The organism is Chryseobacterium sp. KCF3-3, from assembly GCF_045865955.1.
Taxonomy (GTDB): domain Bacteria; phylum Bacteroidota; class Bacteroidia; order Flavobacteriales; family Weeksellaceae; genus Chryseobacterium.
Map to the genome: position 1 here is coordinate 5468761 of NZ_AP035792.1, position 23512 is coordinate 5492272.

Annotated in this window: 22 protein-coding genes; 7 read left to right on the top strand and 15 right to left on the bottom strand. The window is 36.6% G+C overall.

Going from position 1 to position 23512, the window contains the following annotated elements; all coding sequences use genetic code 11:
• Positions 1–12: 12 nt before the first annotated feature.
• The 13 genes from ACKTTZ_RS24300 to ACKTTZ_RS24360 all read right to left on the bottom strand — a co-directional run bounded on the left by ACKTTZ_RS24300 (position 13) and on the right by ACKTTZ_RS24360 (position 13828).
• Positions 13–3063, bottom strand: a complete 3051-nt coding sequence (locus tag ACKTTZ_RS24300; protein ID WP_253316738.1) for a baseplate J/gp47 family protein — start codon at positions 3061–3063, stop codon at positions 13–15.
• Between the two features lie 89 nt (positions 3064–3152).
• Positions 3153–3563 carry a GPW/gp25 family protein gene (locus ACKTTZ_RS24305; protein ID WP_034699502.1) on the bottom strand — a complete coding sequence of 137 codons (411 nt, stop codon included), beginning with the start codon at positions 3561–3563 and terminating at the stop codon, positions 3153–3155.
• Between the two features lie 153 nt (positions 3564–3716).
• Complete coding sequence (locus ACKTTZ_RS24310) at positions 3717–4007, bottom strand: PAAR domain-containing protein (RefSeq protein ID WP_034699500.1); 291 nt, start codon at positions 4005–4007, stop codon at positions 3717–3719.
• A gap of 5 nt (positions 4008–4012) precedes the next feature.
• Positions 4013–5758 (bottom strand): type VI secretion system tip protein VgrG, encoded by a 1746-nt coding sequence (vgrG, locus tag ACKTTZ_RS24315; RefSeq protein ID WP_034699498.1) that lies wholly within the window; start codon positions 5756–5758, stop codon positions 4013–4015.
• 1 nt (position 5759) lies between these two features.
• A complete protein-coding gene (locus ACKTTZ_RS24320) occupies positions 5760–6494 on the bottom strand; it encodes a hypothetical protein (RefSeq protein ID WP_034699495.1) in 735 nt (244 codons plus the stop codon).
• The gene (locus tag ACKTTZ_RS24325) at positions 6494–6655 is read right to left on the bottom strand and encodes a DUF5908 family protein (RefSeq protein WP_185103756.1); all 162 of its coding nucleotides are present in this window, start codon (positions 6653–6655) and stop codon (positions 6494–6496) included. The genes ACKTTZ_RS24320 and ACKTTZ_RS24325 overlap by 1 nt, the downstream gene beginning before the upstream one ends.
• A gap of 202 nt (positions 6656–6857) precedes the next feature.
• A complete protein-coding gene (locus ACKTTZ_RS24330) occupies positions 6858–7325 on the bottom strand; it encodes a phage tail protein (protein WP_047388278.1) in 468 nt (155 codons plus the stop codon).
• A 2-nt stretch (positions 7326–7327) separates the two neighbouring features.
• On the bottom strand, positions 7328–7759 hold the full coding sequence (locus ACKTTZ_RS24335) for a phage tail protein (RefSeq protein ID WP_047378140.1): 432 nt from the start codon (positions 7757–7759) through the stop codon (positions 7328–7330).
• Positions 7760–7794: 35 nt separating this feature from the next.
• On the bottom strand, positions 7795–9168 hold the full coding sequence (locus ACKTTZ_RS24340) for a phage tail sheath C-terminal domain-containing protein (RefSeq protein WP_034699486.1): 1374 nt from the start codon (positions 9166–9168) through the stop codon (positions 7795–7797).
• Positions 9169–9192: 24 nt separating this feature from the next.
• Positions 9193–9624 (bottom strand): phage tail protein, encoded by a 432-nt coding sequence (locus ACKTTZ_RS24345; RefSeq protein WP_047378140.1) that lies wholly within the window; start codon positions 9622–9624, stop codon positions 9193–9195.
• Positions 9625–9660: 36 nt separating this feature from the next.
• Entirely contained in the window at positions 9661–11382 is a 1722-nt protein-coding gene (locus tag ACKTTZ_RS24350) for a phage tail sheath family protein (RefSeq protein ID WP_407846827.1), read from the bottom strand.
• An 86-nt stretch (positions 11383–11468) separates the two neighbouring features.
• Positions 11469–13187: a phage tail sheath family protein gene (locus tag ACKTTZ_RS24355; RefSeq protein ID WP_407846828.1), complete on the bottom strand. Its 1719-nt coding sequence runs from the start codon at positions 13185–13187 to the stop codon at positions 11469–11471.
• A gap of 56 nt (positions 13188–13243) precedes the next feature.
• Entirely contained in the window at positions 13244–13828 is a 585-nt protein-coding gene (locus tag ACKTTZ_RS24360) for a DUF4255 domain-containing protein (RefSeq protein WP_051934615.1), read from the bottom strand.
• 562 nt (positions 13829–14390) lie between these two features.
• On the opposite strand from ACKTTZ_RS24360, the gene ACKTTZ_RS24365 reads away from it, so the two are divergent.
• From ACKTTZ_RS24365 to ACKTTZ_RS24395, 7 genes are all read left to right on the top strand, one after another.
• The gene (locus tag ACKTTZ_RS24365) at positions 14391–14711 is read left to right on the top strand and encodes a hypothetical protein (protein ID WP_034699477.1); all 321 of its coding nucleotides are present in this window, start codon (positions 14391–14393) and stop codon (positions 14709–14711) included.
• A 46-nt stretch (positions 14712–14757) separates the two neighbouring features.
• Positions 14758–16200, top strand: a complete 1443-nt coding sequence (locus tag ACKTTZ_RS24370; RefSeq protein ID WP_407846829.1) for a contractile injection system tape measure protein — start codon at positions 14758–14760, stop codon at positions 16198–16200.
• A gap of 108 nt (positions 16201–16308) precedes the next feature.
• Positions 16309–17763, top strand: coding sequence for an ATP-binding protein (locus ACKTTZ_RS24375; RefSeq protein WP_253316745.1), 1455 nt, complete (start codon positions 16309–16311; stop codon positions 17761–17763).
• 24 nt (positions 17764–17787) lie between these two features.
• Positions 17788–21069 carry a peptidoglycan-binding domain-containing protein gene (locus ACKTTZ_RS24380; RefSeq protein ID WP_407846830.1) on the top strand — a complete coding sequence of 1094 codons (3282 nt, stop codon included), beginning with the start codon at positions 17788–17790 and terminating at the stop codon, positions 21067–21069.
• A 4-nt stretch (positions 21070–21073) separates the two neighbouring features.
• On the top strand, positions 21074–21310 hold the full coding sequence (locus tag ACKTTZ_RS24385; RefSeq protein ID WP_034699467.1) for a hypothetical protein: 237 nt from the start codon (positions 21074–21076) through the stop codon (positions 21308–21310).
• Between the two features lie 34 nt (positions 21311–21344).
• The gene (locus ACKTTZ_RS24390; protein WP_407846831.1) at positions 21345–21740 is read left to right on the top strand and encodes a hypothetical protein; all 396 of its coding nucleotides are present in this window, start codon (positions 21345–21347) and stop codon (positions 21738–21740) included.
• A 61-nt stretch (positions 21741–21801) separates the two neighbouring features.
• Positions 21802–22140, top strand: coding sequence for a hypothetical protein (locus ACKTTZ_RS24395; RefSeq protein ID WP_407846832.1), 339 nt, complete (start codon positions 21802–21804; stop codon positions 22138–22140).
• A gap of 131 nt (positions 22141–22271) precedes the next feature.
• Here the strand turns inward: ACKTTZ_RS24395 and ACKTTZ_RS24400 are convergent, their stop codons facing one another.
• Together ACKTTZ_RS24400 and ACKTTZ_RS24405 are read right to left on the bottom strand one after the other, a co-directional pair.
• On the bottom strand, positions 22272–22664 hold the full coding sequence (locus ACKTTZ_RS24400) for a Rid family hydrolase (protein WP_034699461.1): 393 nt from the start codon (positions 22662–22664) through the stop codon (positions 22272–22274).
• A gap of 182 nt (positions 22665–22846) precedes the next feature.
• The gene (locus ACKTTZ_RS24405; RefSeq protein ID WP_034699458.1) at positions 22847–23440 is read right to left on the bottom strand and encodes a Crp/Fnr family transcriptional regulator; all 594 of its coding nucleotides are present in this window, start codon (positions 23438–23440) and stop codon (positions 22847–22849) included.
• Positions 23441–23512 lie beyond the last annotated feature (72 nt).

Below are 23512 nucleotides of genomic sequence, written 5' to 3' on the forward strand. Positions count from 1 at the left end.
TCTTGTTTATTATTAAATACATACCTGTTCTGTAATAGTGACATTATGCTGCTTGGCAGATACCAGAATTGATTTTGGATCTACTTCAATTAAAGATTGTCTTTGCAGGACATTATTCACAAATATTTTAATCTCATCAATGTAATCCACATAATACAACTGCTCCAGATAATTAACCAACTGATTAATATTCAGTTCCACATTAAAATCAATATTTTCAGAGTCTGTAAAAGCCCATGGCGATATATATTTTTTAATATCTTCGTCCAGCTGTTTGAGGTAAAATGTTTCGTCATACTGCTCAAAGAACCTGACCTTTGTTTCTACTTTTGCTTCTTTATAATTGGGATTAATGACCTGAGCTTTCACGTGCATTGTATTTAATTCATTTACATAATTTTGAATTTTATTCAATGAAGCACGGCTTACTCTCGGCTGATAGACATCAAAAGCATTTTTATTTTTAATATTCGGAACCACCATCAGGGTTACATGGCCTGGTGCCATATATGAATTTTCGGAAGTATGATTTAAACATTTTACTTTAAAGACTTCCGGGAATTCCTGTAATACCAAATGTTCGTAATCCCATTGGGTAATAGCTCTGTGCTTATGTCTTAATCGTTCACTTACCCGTCTGTAAAACTCTGTATCTGTTTCTTTGTATTTACCATCAAACGAGTTATAAGGCTGGCTGACAGATTTTACCTGAGGAACTCTGGTGATAAGCTTAGTAATGGTCTTCGCTTCCAGTCCGTTATTGAGGTGAGACAGGTCATTATCCTGATTCTGGAATGTTGCTAAAACAGCCTGAGTATAGATTCCCTGGATTTTGCATACGGCATCATAACTTCTTTGTGATCTGGCTCTGATCCAGACTAATCCGTCGGTAAATCTTGTATGGCTTTTATCGATATCTTTAGGTACTTTAAACTTTACAATCCCTGATTCCAGAAACTTTCTGGTCTCGTTTTGCAGCATATAATCCGACAAACTTGTCCATGTATTGTTTGAAAGAATATTCCATTCTATAAATTCTTTTTCCAGGAAAGTATCCACTAAAGGATTTTCACTTCCTTCCAGCATTTGAATTAATAGTGAAACGGTAGTCTGAGGCATTGCTTCCAGACCGATGTACAATTCACCTCCGTTTTGGTGTACCGGTACAATGCTGTTGGTTTCGACTTCTTTTTCGTATTGACCGAACACGTCTTCGTGATACAGCTGTACTTCTTTATTTTTTGAAGCTTCTCCGGCAGATTCTTTTTCCAGGTACGAATACACATTTTCTTTCGCACTGTAATTCAACTCTATATCTTCCGCAAAAGGAATGTATGGCTCGTTGGGAATAAGTTTTTTAAAGGTCGGATTACTTGATAATGCCAATGTATACAGTTTAGGATATACATCCTGTAATGACGACTGGTTCAGTGTTACTCTGATCGTCTCACTTGTTCCTGCTTTATTACTTGCATTATTTACGGAAAACTGGATTTTATAAGCGTCTTTTACTTTCGTGAATACATCAATATCATTAGCCTTTTCATACCAGATTTCCTTATCCAGCAAAGCAACATCTGCTTTGAAATAACCATCAGAACCTACGATTGATGAGCTTTTTAAGGCCTCAAAATCGGTTAAACTGATGTTTTGATTTGGTTGGATAACATATCCGCTGTATAAATCTTTTATAGAATCCGGAGCATTTTTCCAATTGATCGTGATGTCTGCATTCTGCCATTTTTTGGAAAACAGCTCAGGACATTTGATATAGAAATTAGATCCTTTAACAGGTTGTGCAGTGAAAGGATAATAAGGCTTTTCTGAATTTAATGCCCCGTTGTCATTTTCCAGCTGAATAGATTTTACTCCTTTTACATCAACCGCTATTTCTATATTCTTTATTGATTTTTCTGAAAGAGCTTCATACAGATCATAGTATTTTTCTCCTTCAATCATCAATCTTACTACAGGAAAGCTGGTTTGAAATGTTTCTGCCAACACTTCTTTATTGTATTTTACAACAGCCGGGAACTCTTTTTGTAATGTAATAGAAAGTTCTAATCTTTCTTCTTCGTTTTTAATACATGTTAAATCAGCACCTGATAACCATTCTTCCTCCCCGCTGCAAAGCACTTTGATATTATTTTTAATCTCTGTTTTTGAAAGGCTCTGTAATTTCTGGGTTGAGTTCTTATTAAAATCGATCTTAAGAGTAATGGTACGCTCACCTTCTTTTAAATCAAGTAATGAGGATGCTATGGAAAAGCCCAGTTTGGCTTTTGGAAGTTCCTTATAAATCGATTTATTGGAAACGGTTTCATCAGAATTATATCCAAACGGCCACCAATAGTTGTTGTTTTCCGGCAATTTATCACCCAATCCGTCAGCAGAGTTGGCTACGGGAGCCATTTTCAGTTCTCTGTTTTCGACGTCATTTAAGAAACTTTTAATCTCAACTACTTTTGCCTGATTGGCTACAAGCTCATCACCTGTTTTGTAGATTCGTTTTTTGCCATTAGCATCTTTATTCCCATCCAGCAATGTTCCGGCTGGAATTCTTTCCTGAATCGCTTTTTTAGCGAGTTCAAAAATCACATAAACTTTGTCTGATTTGGCATCATTTTTCTCAATTTGAAGAATTTCGTTATAATAGAAATCCAGGTGCCTTTTCGTCAGATTATTGAAGGCTTTTTTTGAGAAATCCAATAATTTTAAAAAGCAAACAAATAATGTCAGGTGAGGTGTCAGGCTGCTATCCTGTTCAAACTGGGACATAAGATCTGTAACCTGTTTTTTCATACTTTTATACTCAACGCTTTCTCTACGTGGGATAGCGTCGGCATCATCACCCAGGAAGAAGTTTCCCCACTTTCCTTTTGGTTTTGTATTATCATCTTTGTCAAAATAGTTTACACGTTGAGCAAAATTGTTTGCGAATAATAGCCAGTCAAACAAATCGAAATCGTGTAACTCAAGATTCCCAGGATCTAGTTCTGCTAAAAAGCGCTGCATTTGTGATTTTCCTTCACGATAATGTGAAAATGTATCTGTTTTTTTCATTTGTTTATATTTATCTTTCTATGGTCAGATGCAATACTTATTGTAGTGTTTGGTAGTATTCAAAATGGCTACAGACATCCCGTAATTCATTATATTTCGGTAGCTTCTCCTTTGTAAAAAGGGAAAACCATATTGCTTCTTGTATTAGTATTTCTTACTTCGTAGTCAACTTGTATTAAAACTTCCCCCTGAAGCTCTTCCTGAGTATCAATTTCAATACTTAGAATATTGATTCTGGGCTCATGATATAAAATAGCACGCTCCACGATTCCTTTCATTTGGGTAATCAGCGTTAAGTCCAGAGGTTTAAAGAGCATTTCCTGCAAGTCACACCCATAGTTTGGGAACATGACACGTTCACCAGGGCGTGTTGACAATAAAATCTTAAGGCTGTTATTGATGTCTTCTACATCTGTGGTCATGACCAGTTTTCCTTCAGTCTCATTAAACTCAGGCGGAAAACTCCAGCCTGTTCCTAAAAAATCTGTATTTATTTTCATACGTTATTTGTTATATTGAATGTTCACATCTTGCATCTGTGCATAGAGTTTTTGGTTATTCTAACCGTTTTATTATTGATGTTTTACATTTTTATGCTGAGTCAGATTCTATGTATATGGAGCTTATGATGGTATTCAAAGCTGCCTTCCCTATTATCCGCCTATTAAAACAGTAGCATCACCTGCGGTTATTACCCCTCCATGAGCGGTAGAATCTCCCATTCTTGCGGCAGGTTTCCCGCCTATCAAAACACTTGAAGATCCTGACGCAATGGTGTCCGGTGGCCCTGTACATACTGCTTTGTCTCCTTGTCTTGCTGCAGGCATTCCGCCAATAAGTACCGTAGGTTCTCCTGCCGGAATGATAGGACCTCCTACATGAGGAACTGTTCCCGTTACCATAGGACAGGTATGCATATCTGTAATTCTTGCTGCCGGTTTCATGATTATTAATTAATTTTAACTTGAGATCCTTTTACTACGGTTACTGCTCCTGATTTAAGTTCTGAACCAGAACTTCCTTCTGCTTTGAACTGAGCGCTTGCTTTTACATTGATATTCTTTCCTTCCATATTGATATCGCCCTTTGCTTTGATCTTGATGTCTTTCCCGCTTTCCATACTAATACCATCTTTGTTAAGGGTAAGAATATTAGAATGTTCATCTTCGATTTTAATAACATCCGCATCTTCATCTACGATCACTTTTTTGCCTTTTGGGGTTTCAAGCGTATAGGAAATTTTATCATCATTAAAGATCATTTTCATTTCGCTTCGGGTCACAAATCCTTTTTCGTGGTTATCATCAGAAGCTACAATGGGAGCCGGTTTTGCACTGCTGTTCAGCATTCCAAGTACCACGGCATCATTGGGATCGTCATTAATAAATCCGATAATGACTTCGTCTCCGATTTCCGGTCTGAAGAATGATCCTCTGTTTTCTCCGGCATCAAGGGTGGCTATTCTTGCCCAAATCCCTTCTTCTTCGTTATTGATGATAGGAATTTGTACTAAAATTCTATCTTCTCCGTCCGGATCTGATTCCAACTGAGACACTACTCCTATATGTAATCCGCTTATGGCAGGAATAATTCCTGAACCTGGCATTTCACTTACATCATAGGTTTCTGAAAACCATGTTGGAGAAAGTCCGAACTGAGCGTCTACCAGCCAATTTCCTTCAGCAATTTCATGGCGGACACCGGTTACGTATATTTTCCCGTTGAATCGGTTTCCAACGCCTTGAAGGGTCAATGAAACTCCCGGTTTCACAGATGGAATTCCCTGGAATTTTACTCTTCCTCTTGTTTTGGCTAATTGCTGGAAGGTTGCTTTGGCATCGCCCCATTCCTGAAGCTCACCCTGAGTAAGATTTCCACCATGTTTAAGCTGCAGGTCTTCGATTCCGAAAACATCTGCTAAATCACCTGATGAAAGATTTCCGTTGAGGTTGATGGCAGGATCCTGAGCTTCTACTTCAGTCAGTTCCTGATCGGTATAGCTCCATGTTTTGGCTGTAATTTTGTTGAACTGGTCTCTGGCGTCAATTTCTCCGTCAAATTCATGTACAGATGACCCGTAAACTACTGTTTCTACGGCTTCACCACTAAAATCAGGTTTAGCGATTTTGATGGTTCCATCTTCCACCGAACAAAGTTTACCGTTGGCCTGCGCTCTGGTGAGCATAAAATCCCAATCAGAAGCCTGGTATTGAACCAATTCCTTGTGCGAATTTGAAGTTGTTTCAACATCGGCAGTAAGTCCGTTATTACCAACCAATTCTTCAATAACATCACTGTCTGTGCTTTCGTAGAAATATTTGCTTTTTCTTCCTAAGGTCATTTTTACAGCCTTATCTCTGCATTCTACAATCAGGTAAGAAGAGCCATTTCTGATTTTGATATTGTGCTTTACAACAACTCCTTTAAAAATGGTTTCCTCTTCAGAATGGTATCCAGCGGTGATCTCAATTTCTTTTCCGGGAATTAACAGATCTTCATTACTGAGCTTGAAATCCTGCTCCGGTACACTTCCGTCTAAAATAACAATGCGGGCATAAGGAATTCTGTTGAATTCTTTTTCCACGATAATGTTTTTCACTCCGTACTTCCCCGGCAGCTCTGTGCCTCCAGACATCACCTTATAGGTAACTAAATCTGGATTTTTTGCTGTTTGTATGTATCCGCTATTATTCATGTTATGAAACTTTTTCTAATGGCGGAAAGAATAATTCCTGCCCTGGTTTTAGCTGTCTGAAATTGACAAGATTATTTACTTTAGCTACCTCCAGATAGTATTTGGAATCTCCGTAAATTCTTTCGGTCATTAAGGGCAATGTATCGCCAGCTTGTACTGTTCTTTTATGGGTAAGATCCGGAGAAGAAGTTTTTACAGTTCTTGCTGCAAGTTCCTTACTCACTGCTCCTGCAAATGTTGCTTTTCCTACAGCTCTCAGAGGAGTTCCATCATTATTAAATAATTTATAATCTATTGTAAATTCAGTCAAAACCCCTTTAAATTCAAATTCTCCCCAGATAATTATAACATTGTACGGTTTATGAATCGAACCATTATAATTTCCGGTAGCTACATAAAACTCAGCTAATTGATCTTCTACCGCTTTTTTACTGAAAGGATTTCTTTTTCCTAAGCCTTCCTTTATTTTATTGATAAGCTTATTACCAGAATTGGCTTCTGTTACGCCTGTACCGTCAAATAAAAATTCCAGTTGTAAGGATTGAGGAGCTGCATTGATGTATTTTGGATCTGTAGCACTGGTTCCAGGTTCCTGTGTCGTATTATATTCATTTTTACGTGTAAAAGAGAAACCTGTCGGATTAATAAGAGCCACAAAAGCAGTACTACTAATCATTCTCCCATATGTAGAATCTTCGTACGTTCCTATCTTTATTTTTTTTATTTCGCCTCTCATTATCTTTCTTTTTTACGGTGTTCTATCTTTGCTGCCTGTTCTACACTTTCGTTGATGGCGCGCATGAGCTGTGCTTCATCTACCGATGTTGCGGTTGTAGTTGCTTCTGCTTTTTCGTCCACATTTATTTTAATGTGAAGCTCTTTTATTTCTATTGGCATTTCGTTTGTTTTTTAATGATCATTAATATTCAAAACACTAATAACCAATGATTTAACATGTTTATTTGAAAAAATCCAAGCACATAAAGGGTGTGTTCAGTCTCTGTTATAGACCAATCTGTTGTTTTTTTATGAAAAAAGATTTGGGTAAAATTTATCTTTAAACTAACACACGCTCAAGTGCTTAGATTTGATTTAGAAATTACAAGCCTAAGCTTGCTAACGATGAGGGTATTGTGAAATATCTATATTTCAGTTCTATTGTTTCAATAGCAAGTTTGCTTTCTTCTGCGTTGAATTCGGATACTTCCCATCTTACGGGGTATGCTCCCACTACATTCCAAACCATTAGAGGTGCTGTAGACTGAATCCCGCCTGAAAGAGTAATGATCAGGTCTCTGGGTTCAAACTGGAAGTTTTCCATCGCATTTCTACACCAGCTTATCAATCCGGAACTTACGATTAACCCACGCTTAAGAACTAAATTAGGATATTTGGGTCTCAAAGGAAGTTGGTGTGTAAACCTGTTTTCGCCTCCTTCGGCATATTCTTCAGTTCCAATTTCTGTTGATAAACCAGATATAGATTGAAATCTGGAGTCAATACCCTCTGTTGTTGAAATCCCGTTAACAATAAAAGAGAAACTGGTTGGAGGATATAAAACTGCCATGATTAGTTATTTTCAATAGTTAATCCTTCGTGTGCAATTTCTAAGGTCTCAATAGCCACCTCATTACCTTCAGCTTTCAGATCTGTTGACTGTAATTTAAGCGGGAATGCATTTTTCACTTTCCACGTTACTGCAGGAGCTCCTGTTTCATCTAAAAGAGAGATCGTGATAGATCTACGCTCTACTGTACTCAGCTGAATACTCTGGAACCAGTCGAAATATTCGTTATCAGATTTGAAAGTTCCTCTCTTTAAAGTAATGTTACTGAAACTTTTCATTCCAGGCATTTTAATCTTACTGAAATCAGGACTTGCGCCATGTCTGTATTCAATTAAAGCTGCTTCCACATTTAAACCGCTCACTTCCTGGAATCCTACTTTTGTTCCTCCCCAATCTACTTCAAAGGCAAACTTTACTAATGGATATGTACTCATAATGTTTTTATATTTATTTGTTATTTAATTTTATTTTATGCTTCCTGTAATTTGTGTGAAAAACGTAACACGATAAATTCAGCAGGACGTACTGCAGCCATACCGATTTCAATGTTCATTCTTCCTTCTAAAATATCCTGAGCAGACATTGTTTTGTGCAGACCAACGCTTACATAATACGCTTCTTCCGGCTTGCTTCCTGCTAATGCACCGTCTCTCCACTGCTGATCAAGGAAATTCTCAATCATAGCCTGTACACGAACCCATGTATTGGCAGTATTCGGTTCAAAAACGAAACGTTCTGTAGCTTTCTTCACAGACTCTTCTACCATGTTGAAGAATCTACGTACAGGCACATATTTCCACTCATTACTGTTTCCGTCTAATGTTCTTGCACCCCACACTAATGTTCCTTTTCCTGTAAAAGTTCTGATTGCGTTGATTGATTTTCCTGCTACTGCATCTACGTTCAATCCTTCTTGCTCTTCATGAGAAATTTTCGCTACAGGTGCCAGTACATTGCTGATTGCTAAGTTGGCAGGCGCTTTCCATACTCCGGAAGTACTGTCTACTTTAGCATAAATTCCAGCCATTGATGAAGATGGAGCCAATACCACTCTTTTAGAGGCAATGACTACCTGAGCCTGATTGTACAATGCTGAACTTTTTGATTTCAACCATGCTAAATTATTTTCATTCTGAGGCATTGTAACGTCTACAAGTGCTCCTGCAGCATTGATTTCTTTATAGCTATCAATTTTAACGTCTTTATCATCAAAGCTATAGCTTAATACTGTTTCTAATTTTGGATAATATGCAGCTCCATATTTTAATCCCGTAGCATTTACTCCGGCTCTAAAAGCAGCAGCATCTTCAAAAACATCCATAATAACGAATCTGTCTTTCAAGTCTTCTGCCTGATCCAAAGCTTTATTGTATAGCTTATAAGCGTCTGCTCCTAGACCTTCAGCATCCGGGAAAACGATAAGTGTTGGTTCGTCTTCTTTTTCTAAGGATTTTAATCCAAACCATAAACCGCCAACAACAGTTTCTGTTCCTAAGGCAGGAGTTTTATCATAATCTGCCACTGAAACAACATAACATGGACCTCCACCATTGGCAAAGTACATTTGCATCGCATAATGCATTTTATAAGGACTTAGTTTGGCGTTGTCTACTTTTGCTGTTACCACAGTATCTTCAATCGAAATAGAGATCGCTGTTTTTTCATTTTTTGCTCCTCCAAAAATGGTTTCATATTCCAACATAGAAGAGATTCTTGTCGGTTCATTTCTTGGTCCTTTATCTGTATGTCCGATAAAAGCAGGGATAGCCGTTTCTACTTGTGCTACAGATGGTGGGAATTTCGCAATTTCTTCTACGTAAACTCCAGGTGTTTTGTAATTCATTTGTTAAAAATTTTAAAGTTAATATTAGTTATTTTCAATAGTTAATCCTTCGTGGGCAATTTCCAGTGTTTCAATAGCCACCTCATTACCTTCAGCTTTCAGGTCTGTTGACTGTAATTTAAGCGGGAATGCATTTTTCACTTTCCAGGTTACTGCAGGAGCTCCTGTTTCATCTAAAAGGGAGATCGTGATAGATCTGCGTTCTACTGTACTTAGCTGAATACTTTGGAACCAATCGAAATATTCGTTATCACTTTTGAAAGTTCCTCTTTTTAAGGTGATGTTACTGAAACTTTTCATTCCAGGCATCTTAATCTTACTGAAGTCAGGACTTGCGCCATGTCTGTATTCAATTAAAGCTGCTTCAACATTTAAACCGCTGACTTCCTGAAAACCTACTTTTGTTCCGCCCCAATCTACTTCAAAGGCAAACTTTACTAATGGATATGTACTCATAATTTATTTTTAATTTTAATTGTTATTTAATTGATTTTATGCTTCCTGTAATTTGTGTGAAAAATTGAGGACGATAAATTCAGCAGGACGAACTGCAGCCATACCGATTTCGATGTTCATTCTTCCTTCTAAAATATCCTGAGCCGACATTGTTTTGTGCAGACCAACACTTACGTAATAAGCTTCTTCAGGCTTGCTTCCTGCTAATGCACCGTCTCTCCACTGCTGATCAAGGAAATTCTCGATCATAGCCTGTACACGAGTCCAAGTATTGGCAGTATTCGGTTCAAAGACGAAACGTTCTGTCGCTTTCTTCACAGACTCTTCTACCATGTTGAAGAATCTACGTACAGATACATATCTCCATTCGTTGCTGTTTCCGTCTAATGTTCTTGCGCCCCAGACTAAGGTTCCTTTTCCTGCAAAAGTTCTGATCACGTTGATTGATTTTCCTGAGGTAGCATCTACATTAAGCAGCTCCTGTTCTTTGTTGGAAATTTTTACTGCCGGTACATCTACAAGACTAAGCCCTAAATTAGCTGGTGATTTCCATACTCCGGAAGTACTGTCTACTTTAGCATAAACTCCGGCAATTGCAGATGATGGAGCCAATACTACTGACGCAGACTGAATTGCTTGTTTAGCCTGATTATACATTTCAGAATTAGCACTCTTCAATTCCGCTAAAGTTGTGATACCAGATGCTCCGGTAACTGAAACATCAGCATCTTTGAAATCATAGCTTAAAACAGTCTTCAGTTTTGGATAATAAGCCGCACCATATTTAAGACCTGTAGAAGTTACTTTATCTCTAAAAGCAGCAGCGTCTTGAAGAATATCCATAATGACGAACCTGTCTTTTAATAATTCTGCCTGATCTAAAGCCTTATTGTACAAAGCATAGATTTTGCCGATAGCAACAGAATTACCTGCTCTGGAAGTAACAAGACTGCTGGCAGCAAGAGCATCAGTCTCCATAGTAGAAGCTGTAGTAAAATCTGTTTCAAGAGCAGTAGCAACAGCCTGAGCAGCAGCCTTAACAGTAGCTACCGTAGCATTAGCAATAGCTGCAGCCACCTTAACTGCGTCTACAACAGCCTGACCGCCCTTAGCACCAGCAACCTGTAAATCGTTAGGATTAGCAACGTTAAACTCAGCTGCCTTAGCAACTGCAGCAGCAACTGCAGCGTCTACATTAGCACCTGCAACAGCATCTGCAACAACTCCAGCAATACTTTTAGCGGCAGAAGCAACATTTTTGGCATATACCGTTTTAGTAACAACAGCCTGAGCAGCAGCAATATCAGCAGCAGAAGGAGCTAAACTTTGAAGATCCGGGAAAACGATCAGAGTAGGCTCATCTTCTTTTTTTAATAATTCAAGACCGGATAAAAAAGCTTCTGCCGGTGTAGGAGCACCTACAGCCTCTGGACTTTTATAATCTCCAACAGAAACAATATAACAAGGACCACCACCATTGGCAAAATACATCTGCATGGCATAGTACATCTTAAAATCGTTTACTTTAGTTCGTATTGCTGTTGCAACACCATCTTTGAAAGCTACAGCGAAAGTTTCCGGGTTTGCTTTTCCAAAAATTTCTTCATACTCCAACATCGAAGCAATTCTTGTTGGTTTATTTTTCGGTCCATCCGCTGTATACCCAATAAAAGCAGGGATAGCCGTTTCAACTTGCGCTACGGAAGGCGGAAATTTTCCTTGTTCCTCCACGTAAACTCCAGGGGTTTTGTAATTCATTTTAAAAAATTTTACGTTAATATTAATTATTCCTCGAAGTAGAACTTCGGGTATTTATTCGTGATTGATTTATTGATTTTATCTTTCTAGAACTGTTGCAATTTGTGCGAGAAGTTGAGTACAATAAACTCTGCCGGGCGCACTAATGCTATTTTAAGGTCTACATTCATTATAGTAGTTCCTTCTACTCCTTTTACGGTTACTTCATAAGCTTCTTTCGGAGTACTTCCTGCCAATGCACCCTCCATCCATTGCTGGTTAAGAAAATTTTCCAGCATTGTTTTTGCCCGTAACCATGTATGAGGGATATTAGGCTCATTCATAAACTTGTTGAGGGCATCGTTGACCGATTGTCTGATCATATTATAATAGCGGCGTACATGTACATACTTCCATTCGTTATCTTTCCCTTCATCATTTTTATCTTTTCCTTCAAGGGTTCTGGCTCCCCAGATTAAGGTACCTTTTCCTGTAAAAGTTCTGATCGCATTGATGGATTTCCCTAAAGCATCTATATTTAAAACAGCCTGTTCCTGATCTGAAATTTTTTCTGTCGGGATAATGACATGGCTGATATTGATATTTGCCGGAGCTTTCCACACTCCTCTTGTACTGTCTATTCTGCCGTATGCACCTGCTATTGCTGATGATGGCGGTAAAACAACTTTTAACGACTGTATTTCTTTTTTCACCTGATTGTACAGTGCTGAATTGGATGATTCCAGATTTTTAAGGGTAATCCCGTCTGCATCTCCTTTTTCGTCTTTTACCCCGAGAATTGCCGTTTTTAAATCAGTAAACTCTCCAGTGAAATCAGGTGCATTTTCATCTGAGCCATCAGGGATCATAAAATCATCTATTGTTCCGTCATAAATGGCTTCTAATACAATCTGTGCCTCAGAAATTGCTACGGTTAAAGCATTTTTTTTATCACCTGCATCAGCATTTTCATTCACTTCTTCTGCTATCGCAATAGCCTGACCTAATAAATCGGCAAGGACGTAAGCATCCGCAGATCCGGTTGAGATTTCGGCACTCGCCAAACTTTTTAATTCATCTAAAGCAGCAGTCTCTCCAGCATAAAAAAGAGCACTTCCTTGTCCTGTTTTTTGTAAACCGGCATGTACTATAGGTGTTTTAGTCTCATCAAAAGTATAATTCAAAATGGTTTTTAAATGAGGAAAGTAAGCTGCCGCATGATTAGTTGATTTTACTTCACTTCTAAAAGATTCAATCGTGGTAAAATTGTTTGATTGGATAACAGAATTTCCGTAATAGGTATCCAGTATAACAAATCTGTTTTTAGTCTCATCTTTAGCTTTATCAATAGCCTGATTGTAAATACTATAAAACTCAGATTCATTGGTAAGCGAAATAGCATCAGGGAAAATAATAAGAATCGGTTCTTTAATTTTTTTATGATCGATTTTAGCCAGCCCCGCTTCCAATGGGGATAATTGTACTTGTGCTGATGTATAATCCCCTACAGAAATGATATAACACGGTCCACCACCATTGGCAAAATACATTTGCAGTGAATAATACATTAAAAATTGTACCTGAGGTGCTACAATAGTTGCTCCTTTGCCTTCTACATCCTGTAATTGGATATTTTCTTCTTTTGCTTTTCCAAAATATTGCTCATATTCTAAAAGAGAACGGATGATGAAGGGCTCATTATACCCAACAGGGAGTAATTCGGTATACCCGATAAATGCTGGCATAGCCGTTTCTATGTAGGCAACTGAGTATGGAAGTTTCGTAATTTCTTCAACAGAAACACCTGGTGTTGCTGGATTTAACATGTTCAAAAGTTTAAAGGGTTATTAGTTTTTAGTTTTTTAGTTTTTTGCTTTTATGATTAATCAACTTTAATACTCTGTATATTAATGTCATTAATTAATTTAACAGGAACTACCTCCTTAGCTGCAATTTTTATCACACTGATTTTATATAAAGCAGAAGGCATTATTTTTCCGCCTAATAAACCCCAGACGTAACTTAGCTGTTCAAAGGGAATGGAATGCAGTTCAATTCTGAAGCTGAAATTATTTTCAGGCTCAAGGTCAACATACTCCAGAACATTCTTGGCCTGAAATACTTCAATAACTTTCGAAATACTCAGTAAAGATTTGCTGTACGTACTTCTGTTGGCAGCGATCATTACATATAGATTTAAGTAAGCAGGAGTACTTTCCTTATCATATCGGACCGGATTATTTTCCACCACAACCGGCTGATACCTTGATCTGTTTTTCAATGTTGATTCTTCCTCAATATTGAGCAGACTAATTACTACTTTGTTACTAAGTCCTTCAGTGTTTTCATCATGTTTTGCGATGTCATCAACGATAGCAATTTCAATCTCACTAGGAACGTTAGGATCCCATAAACCATCCGGAGCATTTAGCTGATTTTTTAAAACTGTTAATACTTTATTAATCATAATTTCTGTTCTTAATTATTATGGTGCAAACATACAATCACACCCCCTCAAAAGACAAATATTTTGGGCGCTCAATACAGTCTTTGCAGTAAATAGGATTTTAATTCTTATCAAAGAAAACTAAAAACAACACCATTAATACGCTGAAGATAAATGCCTTAAAAACGATATTGAAAAATCAAAGTTTAACCCGAAGATTTTCCTCCTCTCATGAGCGTCAAATTTCAGTCTGTCAACTGAGCCTTATTCTGCCTGAAAAAATTATTGTATTTCAACCTATGATTATCCCGGCTGTTTTTAGTGGTCTCTTATTTTTTGAATGGTACGTATTCGAATATGATGATTGATTACCTAAAGTATAAGTTCTCAAAAAAAACATAGCCTTTCCTGATGAGAAAGATCAGCTTTTCTGCATCCGGTAATTTCCGGAAAATATAAATCTGCATCCTTAGGATATGATTTTGTCTTTTACTGCAAAGACAGAATAGAGCGGCCTTATAATTCGAAAAATAGGATCTCTTCTTTCTAATTTTGACCCAATAATTTTAAAAACATTAATCATATGAACATTAAAAATCTTTTCAGTAAGCGCAATGAAATCATTGGCGGTCATTTTAATGAACTACGTTCAAAATTGGGTGTAGCAGATCAAAACGAAGAAGCTATTTTCTCTTTAAGGGAAGAAATTTGTAATGCATGCCCTTTAAAAAACGGTAACAATTGCAATGCCATGAAATGGCTCAATCCAGAGACTCTGGAAGTGATCGATGGTCCAAAGGATGGATTTGTAAGAGGCTGCGGATGCAGATTGAGTGCCAAGCAGAGATCAAGATTCAGCCTTTGTCCTGCAGGTTTCTGGGGTGGAGAATTCGACAAAAAGTAGGATTGTCTGATGATTCCCAATATTGTATCATTTAAATCTATTTAATGTGAAGCAAAATCATATCATTCAGAAAGTTTTTCTTGAAATTACCGTCAACAACAAAGAAAAGGCACTTCGTATAAAAGATGATATTAACAGCTTTTTGTCTATTGATGTTTTCCCGGAAATAGAAAAGCATATCAAGGCTTTAGAATATAAGCTGGCTGGTCATACCCTTCAGATTCCCCGTTTAGAATTAAATGTGGAAGTAAAAAGCAGCGCATTAAATACGGAGTTAAAAAGTCAAATAGCTGAACTCTTTAAAGATGAATTATCAGAAATAACTAAACCCGTTGAAACTTCCCATCAGGAAACAGAAAGTGATCCTAAATCCTATCTGATAGATCATCAGGAAAAGATGCTCAAAGCATTAATTTATTTTTTAGAAAAAGGAGCGATACCCTGGTGGAGTTCGGAAAACAATACGATGTCTATTTTGGAGCCAGCAGTTTTTGATCGCCTTATTTCGGCCTCCGGAGTTCAGAAAAGTATCATCTCTGCTTTATCAAAAGAAAATGTCCGAAACCGGCTTATCAATCAGTTTTCCAATGAACAAATTGCACAATTATGTCTGACAGTTTTAAAAAATAAGAAACTGACCATCAACCTGGAGACTGATATAATACGTCATTTATCGAAACTGAGTCATGTAGATAGAAGTACAATATGGCACTTGGTCTTCAATGTAATATCGGAGTATCTGAATACATCCAATAATCATCCCAGGGAGTATCTTTTACAAAAAATTTCAACAATAGAACAGATTGGTTTATCAACAACAAAAAACAATCATCAGAACAGGAAAACAATAGTTAAGATATTCCCCTTTATTACAGAGCATGAAATTTCTGAAAATACCAGAACAAATACAGCAGATCAGCCTGAAAATGCAAGTCATTCAATAGAAACTATTCAGGAAAAAAATGCAATCATTCAGGAAGAGGTAAACCAGAACGAGGGACAATACATTCAAAATGCAGGGCTTATTTTGATCCATCCATTCATCAAACCTCTGTTTGAACATTGTGAACTCCTTGATCCCAAAACCCAGCAGCTCCTTGATCCTGAATTGTGTGCCCATCTATTGCATTATATCGCCACCGGAAAAACAAATGCTCCTGAATATGACATGATTTTTGAAAAATTCCTGTGCAATATTCCAATGCATCAAACGATTAACAGGCATATTAAACTTTCACGCAAGCATAAATCTCAGGCTAAAAATGTCATAGAAAGTGTACAGCACAACTGGGCTCCCATGAAAAAATCATCTGCTGCATTACTACAGAATGAATTTTTCCAGCGCCCTGGGAAATTAGTCATCACAGAGTCTGATAATACCATTATTGTAGAACGAAAGACACAGGATATTCTTCTTGAAAAAATTTCCTGGGGAATTGGTCTCGTAAAACTCCCCTGGCAGAAAAAATTCATATTCGTAAACTGGTAATAACAGGTTACATTTTCTAAATACTCTACAGCTTTCCACATATTCTAAAGTTGCTGATTTTACATCGGCAATACTCTCACTGCAACCCTATTAATTCAAAATAAGATTATGAAATCTCCTAATAACCATGAACACTCACCATTAATAAAAACAAATATTAATGAAAAAACAGAAATAATCAATCCTTTATTTCAAGCCAATCCTGTCAATCATAACTCTTTAAATGAAGAAATGAAATGGTTGCAATCGCTTATTGAAAAGCGATGCAAAGAATTGTTTCTGGAAGATGAGGTAGAATTGAATATTGGCTATGAAATACCTGAAACTCCGGAATCAGATGACCAATCTCCCTATTCTGTTACAATAAATACCCACCAGCTTACTGTTCTGGACAGAATCATCTTAGCGCTGGGCATTGCTTCGGCTCATTATCCGTCTATCCTGAAAACATTTGTGCAGATAGAAGAAAGCAGCAATGCATTTGCTATTGAAGCAGGTGGTGAATATGATAAAATCAGCCGCAGCTTTAAACCAACATTTCAAACTGCCCTTTTTTTGCTGGCAGGTAAAGATTTATCACTATGGTCTCAGTATGGAGCACAACTCATCAACGGCAGTGTACTATTGAAAAATGATATTATTTACAATCGTTCTTCAACAGAATTTATTCATGGAAAAATTGAATTGGATACCGCTTATCTCAATTATTTCTTATCAGGGCAGAAACCACAGCTGGATCATGGTTCTTACTTTCCAGGCAGGCTTTACAAATCTGACCTTACCATGGAAGATATTATTTTGGAAGATAATGTCCGTGAACAGATAAAACCCATCGGACATTATATAAAAGCATTGGAAAACGGCTTTTTCAAAACCAATGAACATAGTTTTAAACCAGGTTTCATTGCTTTATTCTACGGTGCACCGGGAACGGGGAAAACGATGCTTGCAGGAATTCTTGCCAACACCTATGGTATTGATATGTATCATGTAGATCTCTCAAAGGTTGTGAGCAAATACATTGGTGAAACAGAGAAAAATCTTGAAGTGTTATTCAACAGATTGCAGGGTAAAAACTGTATGTTGTTTTTTGACGAAGCTGACGCTTTGTTTGGAAAACGTTCTGACGTAAAAGATGCCCATGACCGCTACGCCAACCAGGAGGTCTCCTATCTATTGCAGCGAATAGAAAAATTTGACGGATTAACAATCCTGGCTTCCAATTTTGAAAACAATATGGATGATGCTTTCAAGCGCCGTATAGATGTTTCTGTGAATGTAATACGACCGACAGAAACAACAAGGAAAGCCCTTTGGGAGCATTATTTGCCTAAAAACATAACTTTTGAAAGTAATGATCTTTTACAACATTTAGCCAAAGAATATAACTATACGGGGGCTAATATCCGAAACATTATGAAAAATGCAGCGATGGCATTACATGACCGTAATGAAACCTGCATTACCTATTCGTTAATAAGCACTTATCTAATGATAGAAAACGAAAAGGCTTTTGGAAAAAATCAATCCCGCCTCAGCCCATTTGTACAAAAACAAGAATAAAAAACTCATCTAATAACCAATAACATGAGCAGACACAAAAAAACATTTGCACCCAGGGCTGGCAGGTCCGGGAAGCAGAACACCAATAGTAAAGAGGATAAAGATAAGCATGAACAAATCACCGATCAGGACAGCAAAATATCTCTCGCCAAAGCAGAAACTACCCAAATAACATACGAACCTTTTAAAAACAGAGCATTCAATAAAGTAGAAAAAAATGCGTCTGTCATTCAATTATTTGACAAAGGACAGCATGTTTCAACACTTCATAACGCCCTAAATAAATTAGGCCATAAAACTCCTGAAAATAAGAATCTTTTCTGGAACGAAACAAAGACCGGAATCATCAGTTTTCAACGTAAGAATAATATCAATACTTCCGGCACTCTTAATAGGGAAACCTTGCTGAAAATGAATGAAGCATTGAACTTCTTAAACAGTAAGAAAGAAGTTGGACTTCCTGTTTCTGAACGTGCAAAAATGCTGTACGAAGCCTTTGAACACAGAACACTGGGGATTTTTGCAGGAACTGATGAAGACAAAGTTTTTACGGCTTTAGAAAAACTTTCCTATGAAGAAAGATACGAGCTTATTCAATATTATGACGCAACATACAAACCTAAAAGAAAGGTAGGATTAGTACAGGATTTATATGAAGAATTAGGCAACAAAGACTTATTTAAAGCGATACGGTTATTATATGCAAACTATGAAGAGCCACAACCACAGCTGGTGCCAGAGCCGGCACAACCCGAAGGTGAATTGCTACAGGAAGTTGTTGTCACAGGTAAAGGATCATGGATTAAGCCTAAGACAAAGTATGCCATAGAAGGACAGCCTATAGAATTTGATTGTATCTATCAATATGAAACCCCTGTTATGTATGCTGAAGGAAACAAGACTAAAGTTCCGGAAGTTGTCCGAAAAGTATTGATCCAGAATGACGGCAGAGTGTACAACCTGTTTGAATACCCTTTTAGAAAGGATACTAAAACTTTCAGACAGGATGGAACAGCAATCAGCCAGTTTTCTATTAATACCCATCAATCAGGGAACTTTACATTTGTATTCTTCATAGAAAATACTCTAACAAAGGAATTCAGAGCTCAGACCAAAGAATACCAGGTTAAGACCCTTGAAGAGGCGGCAGCTGGTGATTTGAAAAAGAATAAAATTCAAAATTATTCAGATTTCAGACAGCAGGCAGCCTTTATTGAGTTCAATCTTTCAAAAGGAGCATCCAAGGAACAGAAAAGCGATCCGAATTTCTATATTGAATCTGCAACATATAGTGAAAATCCTGCAAGAGTAAGTTCTGCAGATATTAATCATATTCCGCAGTCTTATTATTCAATTAAAGGAAAGCCTATCCCTAAAGATCATCATTATTTCTGGTTTGCAGAAATCAATACGCCTAAAGAAATGTTTGATGGAGCAAGTGCATTACTGGGTGTAGAATATGCTAAAAATGCCAATGTACATGGTTATAAAAGAGGAGAATATTTCGGTAAAGATGGCTGGAATATGAATTCTTCTCAGACAACAGCTGCTTTTTTAGGATCACTTACAGGAGTTTATACCATTCATTGTCTGGTATTAGACAAAAATAATAATCTGACAGGTCAGGAAGCATCTTACCGACAGGTTATCTTACCAAAGGATGATTATCAGGCTCTAAAAAACATACGAGAATATAAGAAAAACATTGACAAAAGCTTTAATACCATTGCTCCCCAAACAGCATTAGCTATTAATGCCGTAGCCATCAACGAGGAAACTACAGAAACCCTTTCACTCAATTTATTTATAGGAAAAAGCAAAAAGAATCCAAGCAATTATGTATTAACAGATCTTACTCCAGGTGTACAGCATCAGCGTACTTATGAAGGAAATAATTTAAAAGATTTATTTGAAGAATTTGACAGCAAAAACACTTATCCGGATGGTATCCTGGCTTATGAAATTCCGTCCAATACATTAGGTTATCCTACTCTAAAAGGTAATTTCACTACTGATGGAGCATCATTTTGGGAATCGCTTTCCACGGGAGCTGGTTGGGCTTCTTTAGGTTTCGCAGTAGCAGGATTGGTAGCCTCATTTACGCCGGCAGCACCTATTGCTCCTTACTTATTTATAGCTGCAGGTACCACAGGTGCTACTTCCGGAACCGCCAGCATTATTGATAAAGTACAAAAAGGAACATTAACCAACGAAACCCTGACTTTAGATGTTATTATGATAGCATCCAGCTTTTTAGGAATGGCAGGTACATTATCCAGCATCGCTAAGGCATCCTCTATTATAAAAATATCATCAACAGGGATTGAGTATATCATTTTAACTGATTTTGCCCTTAATGGTACAGCGGCAGTGATGATTACCTCTGAAGGTTTAAAAAGCATACAGGATATTCATGATAATAAAAACCTGACTACAGCAGAAAAAATAGAGCGTATTGTTGGAATTTTAGGACAGTTGACATTAACTGCAGGATTACTTGTACTAAGCAGTAAGAACTTAAAAGGAGGAGAATTAGAGAAACTGCCAAAGGTAAAAAGACAAACCTCAAAAAAACCTTACAACCCGGAGCAGCATAGTGAATTTATTGATACGCCTGAAAATTTAACAGGTGGAAAATCACCAAAATTAACTATTTTTAAGCCAAAATCTAAAACCTCAGTAAAAAATGTTTTAGCAGAAAGAGAAGCATTTTGGAAAGAACTTAAAGAAAAGTATTTCCCTGAAAATGACTGGAGTAAAACAGACTTTGTTACTGAAGGAATAGACTTTAATAAATTTAAATCAGATCACCCTAATTTATTTGATGAAATGGCTGCTAAATATGACTCAATGGCTGCTGCAGATAGATTTCTACCTGGATTAATAGAATCAGGAAGCTCTATCCCTTTCAAAGTCACTTTTAATAAAGGAGATGAGTTATTTAAAATTGTTCCGAAAGGAGGAAATATAGACGGACCTTCACCATATTATTTAACAAAGTCCGAATTAGATTTTGTGAAACAGCACCCGGAAAGACTAGAGCAAGTTTTGGGACTTCCATTATCTAGTACAACAAGTGAATATGATGTTTTTAAAATGGTAGCAAAAAAAGATAATATTTCAGGATTTGAATCAATAATTGCACAAACCAAACAATCTGCCAAATCAAATCCTGGCGATTTTTATGAAACTACTGGAGGTAAAAAACAAACATTAATTATTGATAATATGGAATCGGGTACTTGGGAAAAAATAGCCGTTCCAGTCGAGGCAATATCACCTAAATCTCTACCAAAAATTGATTAAAAATATGAATAAAAAGAAACTATTAGAAAAGAAAGATTGGGAATATTATGTTTTTGAAGAAGACAGCAATATTGAATTATCTGTTCCTATTCCCAATCCCAGCCCAGGATTTGATATCATTTATATTCTGGATGAATCTGAAAAAGAAATGTATTTGAAGACAGGTATTAATGCTCTTGAAGACAGGATAGAGGATATGAAAATTAACTTTTCAAATTACAAAATGAATTCATGGAGATAGGAATATCCTATAGAATTAGTAATTAAAAATCAATATGATTAAAATAAATGCAGAAGTAGAAAAGGATGGAGAATCATTCATATTCTATGTGAATATATTCAATATATCCGAAGAGACATTAAAATTAAACTTGTCTAATAATACGGGTGGGCTTGTAAGAGAATCAGTTCATTTATATGATAAAAACAAGGATAGATTACATAAAGGAATCAACTATATGACTCCTATAAATGATGTTACCAATCTAACTTCAATTGAACCAGGAAAATTTGCTCAGCTTATATTAAAAGCGAAACTTGAAGAAATAGAGAATGACTTGTTTATCGATTTTAAAGGAGCCAATTTTAATGTAAAACAAGATGAAACCTATTATTTTCAAATAGAATATCTTGGTGCAAAATCAGATATGGCGCCTTTCAATATTGATTAAAACAATCAATTTTGAAGAATCATTAAACAAAAATGATTATATAACGATAAAGTAATTCAGCATGATCAAAAAAAACGAAATAACCAGGCAAAAATTATTTGATGGCGATGAACAAGAATGCCTAAAAGAAATTTTTGAAATTGAAAATCAGAAAATCAAATTGATTGATTTTTATAACAGTCCGTTAAGAGATTTAAAAAAAGAAATAGATGATGAGAGCTTTGAAACCATCGTCAGAGAAAATAAATTTAATGTAAAAAATACTTTTATTGAAAAATATGTATCTGAAGAGGGATTAGAAGTTCATTATCTGAAAAAGAATGATGTGATCTATCTGTTTTCATATGGAGAATTTCAGCCCGGAAGGTATATGCTGTTTTTAGAAGGCATTTATCAATAAGTAAAAAATACAATCAGAGCAGATTATTTCTGCTCTGATTTTTTATCTGAAAACCTCATCAATATTACAATAAATTAGTTTCATCAATCCTCACCCGTTTTCATCTTCTTTTTCTCTTCAAGACCAGAAACTCATACAGTTGCCACAATTTTAATTTCGACAAGCTGCTCAGGTAATGCAAGCCCGCTTACTCCAACCATTGTACTGGCAACAGCTTTAGGGCTATCGTAAAATTCTGTTTTGAAATTTTTTCTCGCCTCAAACGCTGTCGTCATATCCATTGCATAGATCACTTCTTCTACTACATTTTCCATCGTCATATCATATCTTGACAATAATTCTTTGATGTTTGCATAAGTTTGCTTCATTTGTGCTTCCATTCCTTCTGCCAATTCGCCTTTCTTGTTGTGACCCAACTGACCGGAAATCCAAACGGTATTTCCTTTTTTTACCGCCTGTGCATACCCGTAGATATCTTCCCAAGGCATTCCCAAGCCTTCTGCTATTTTGTTTTCCTGTAACATTTTCTTATTGTTTAAATTAATAAAGCAAATATAGAACTGATAAAAATCTCAGAAATTGAACTGGTTTAATAAATCACTTTTTCTTTTATTCTAAATAAAAAGGTGATTTACACATTCTGTATAAACCACCCTAAGAATTTTTCGAATTTTTGCTTTCACTCCAAGAGAGAAGAATTTTCTGCTTATTGTTTCTGTTTCTCTTTATTAGCTAAACGTTTTCTGATTGTACTCACAAACTCCTTAGAAACTCCAAGGTATGATGCAATATAATACTGCGCCACACGCTGCGGGATAGTAGGATAAACCCTGATAAATTCCAGATAACGGTCAGTCGCAGGTTGAGAAATTGTGTTAATAAGACGGTTTTGAAGGGTTACCACATACCGCTGCATCATCAGCCTGAATGCTCTTTCAAACTTCGGAACTTTCTGCAGTAATTCCTCCTTAGTTTCCGGATTCAAAATATAAACTTCGGTATCTTCCAGGGCTTCTATAAAAATCTTCGAAGGCGTTTTATTATTAAAAGAATCAATATCCGTAATCCACCAATCTTCAACAGCAAACAGAAGGGTCACTTCAAAACCGTTTTCATCAAGATAATAAGTTCGCGTACAGCCCTGCTTTATAAAACCTTCAAACTGACAAATTTCTCCTTCGCGCAGAAGGTGTGTTTTCTTCGGGTACTTCTGAAGTGTTAACAAACCTTCATAAATGTTTTCCTCTTCTTGTGTTAAAGTAACAAATCGTGAGATGTTTTTGATAATATTTTGAAACATAAATTTATTTTACAGCTGCAAATTAGACAAAAGTATATAAACTTCAATCTCCGGGAGCCCGCTTCCACAGCC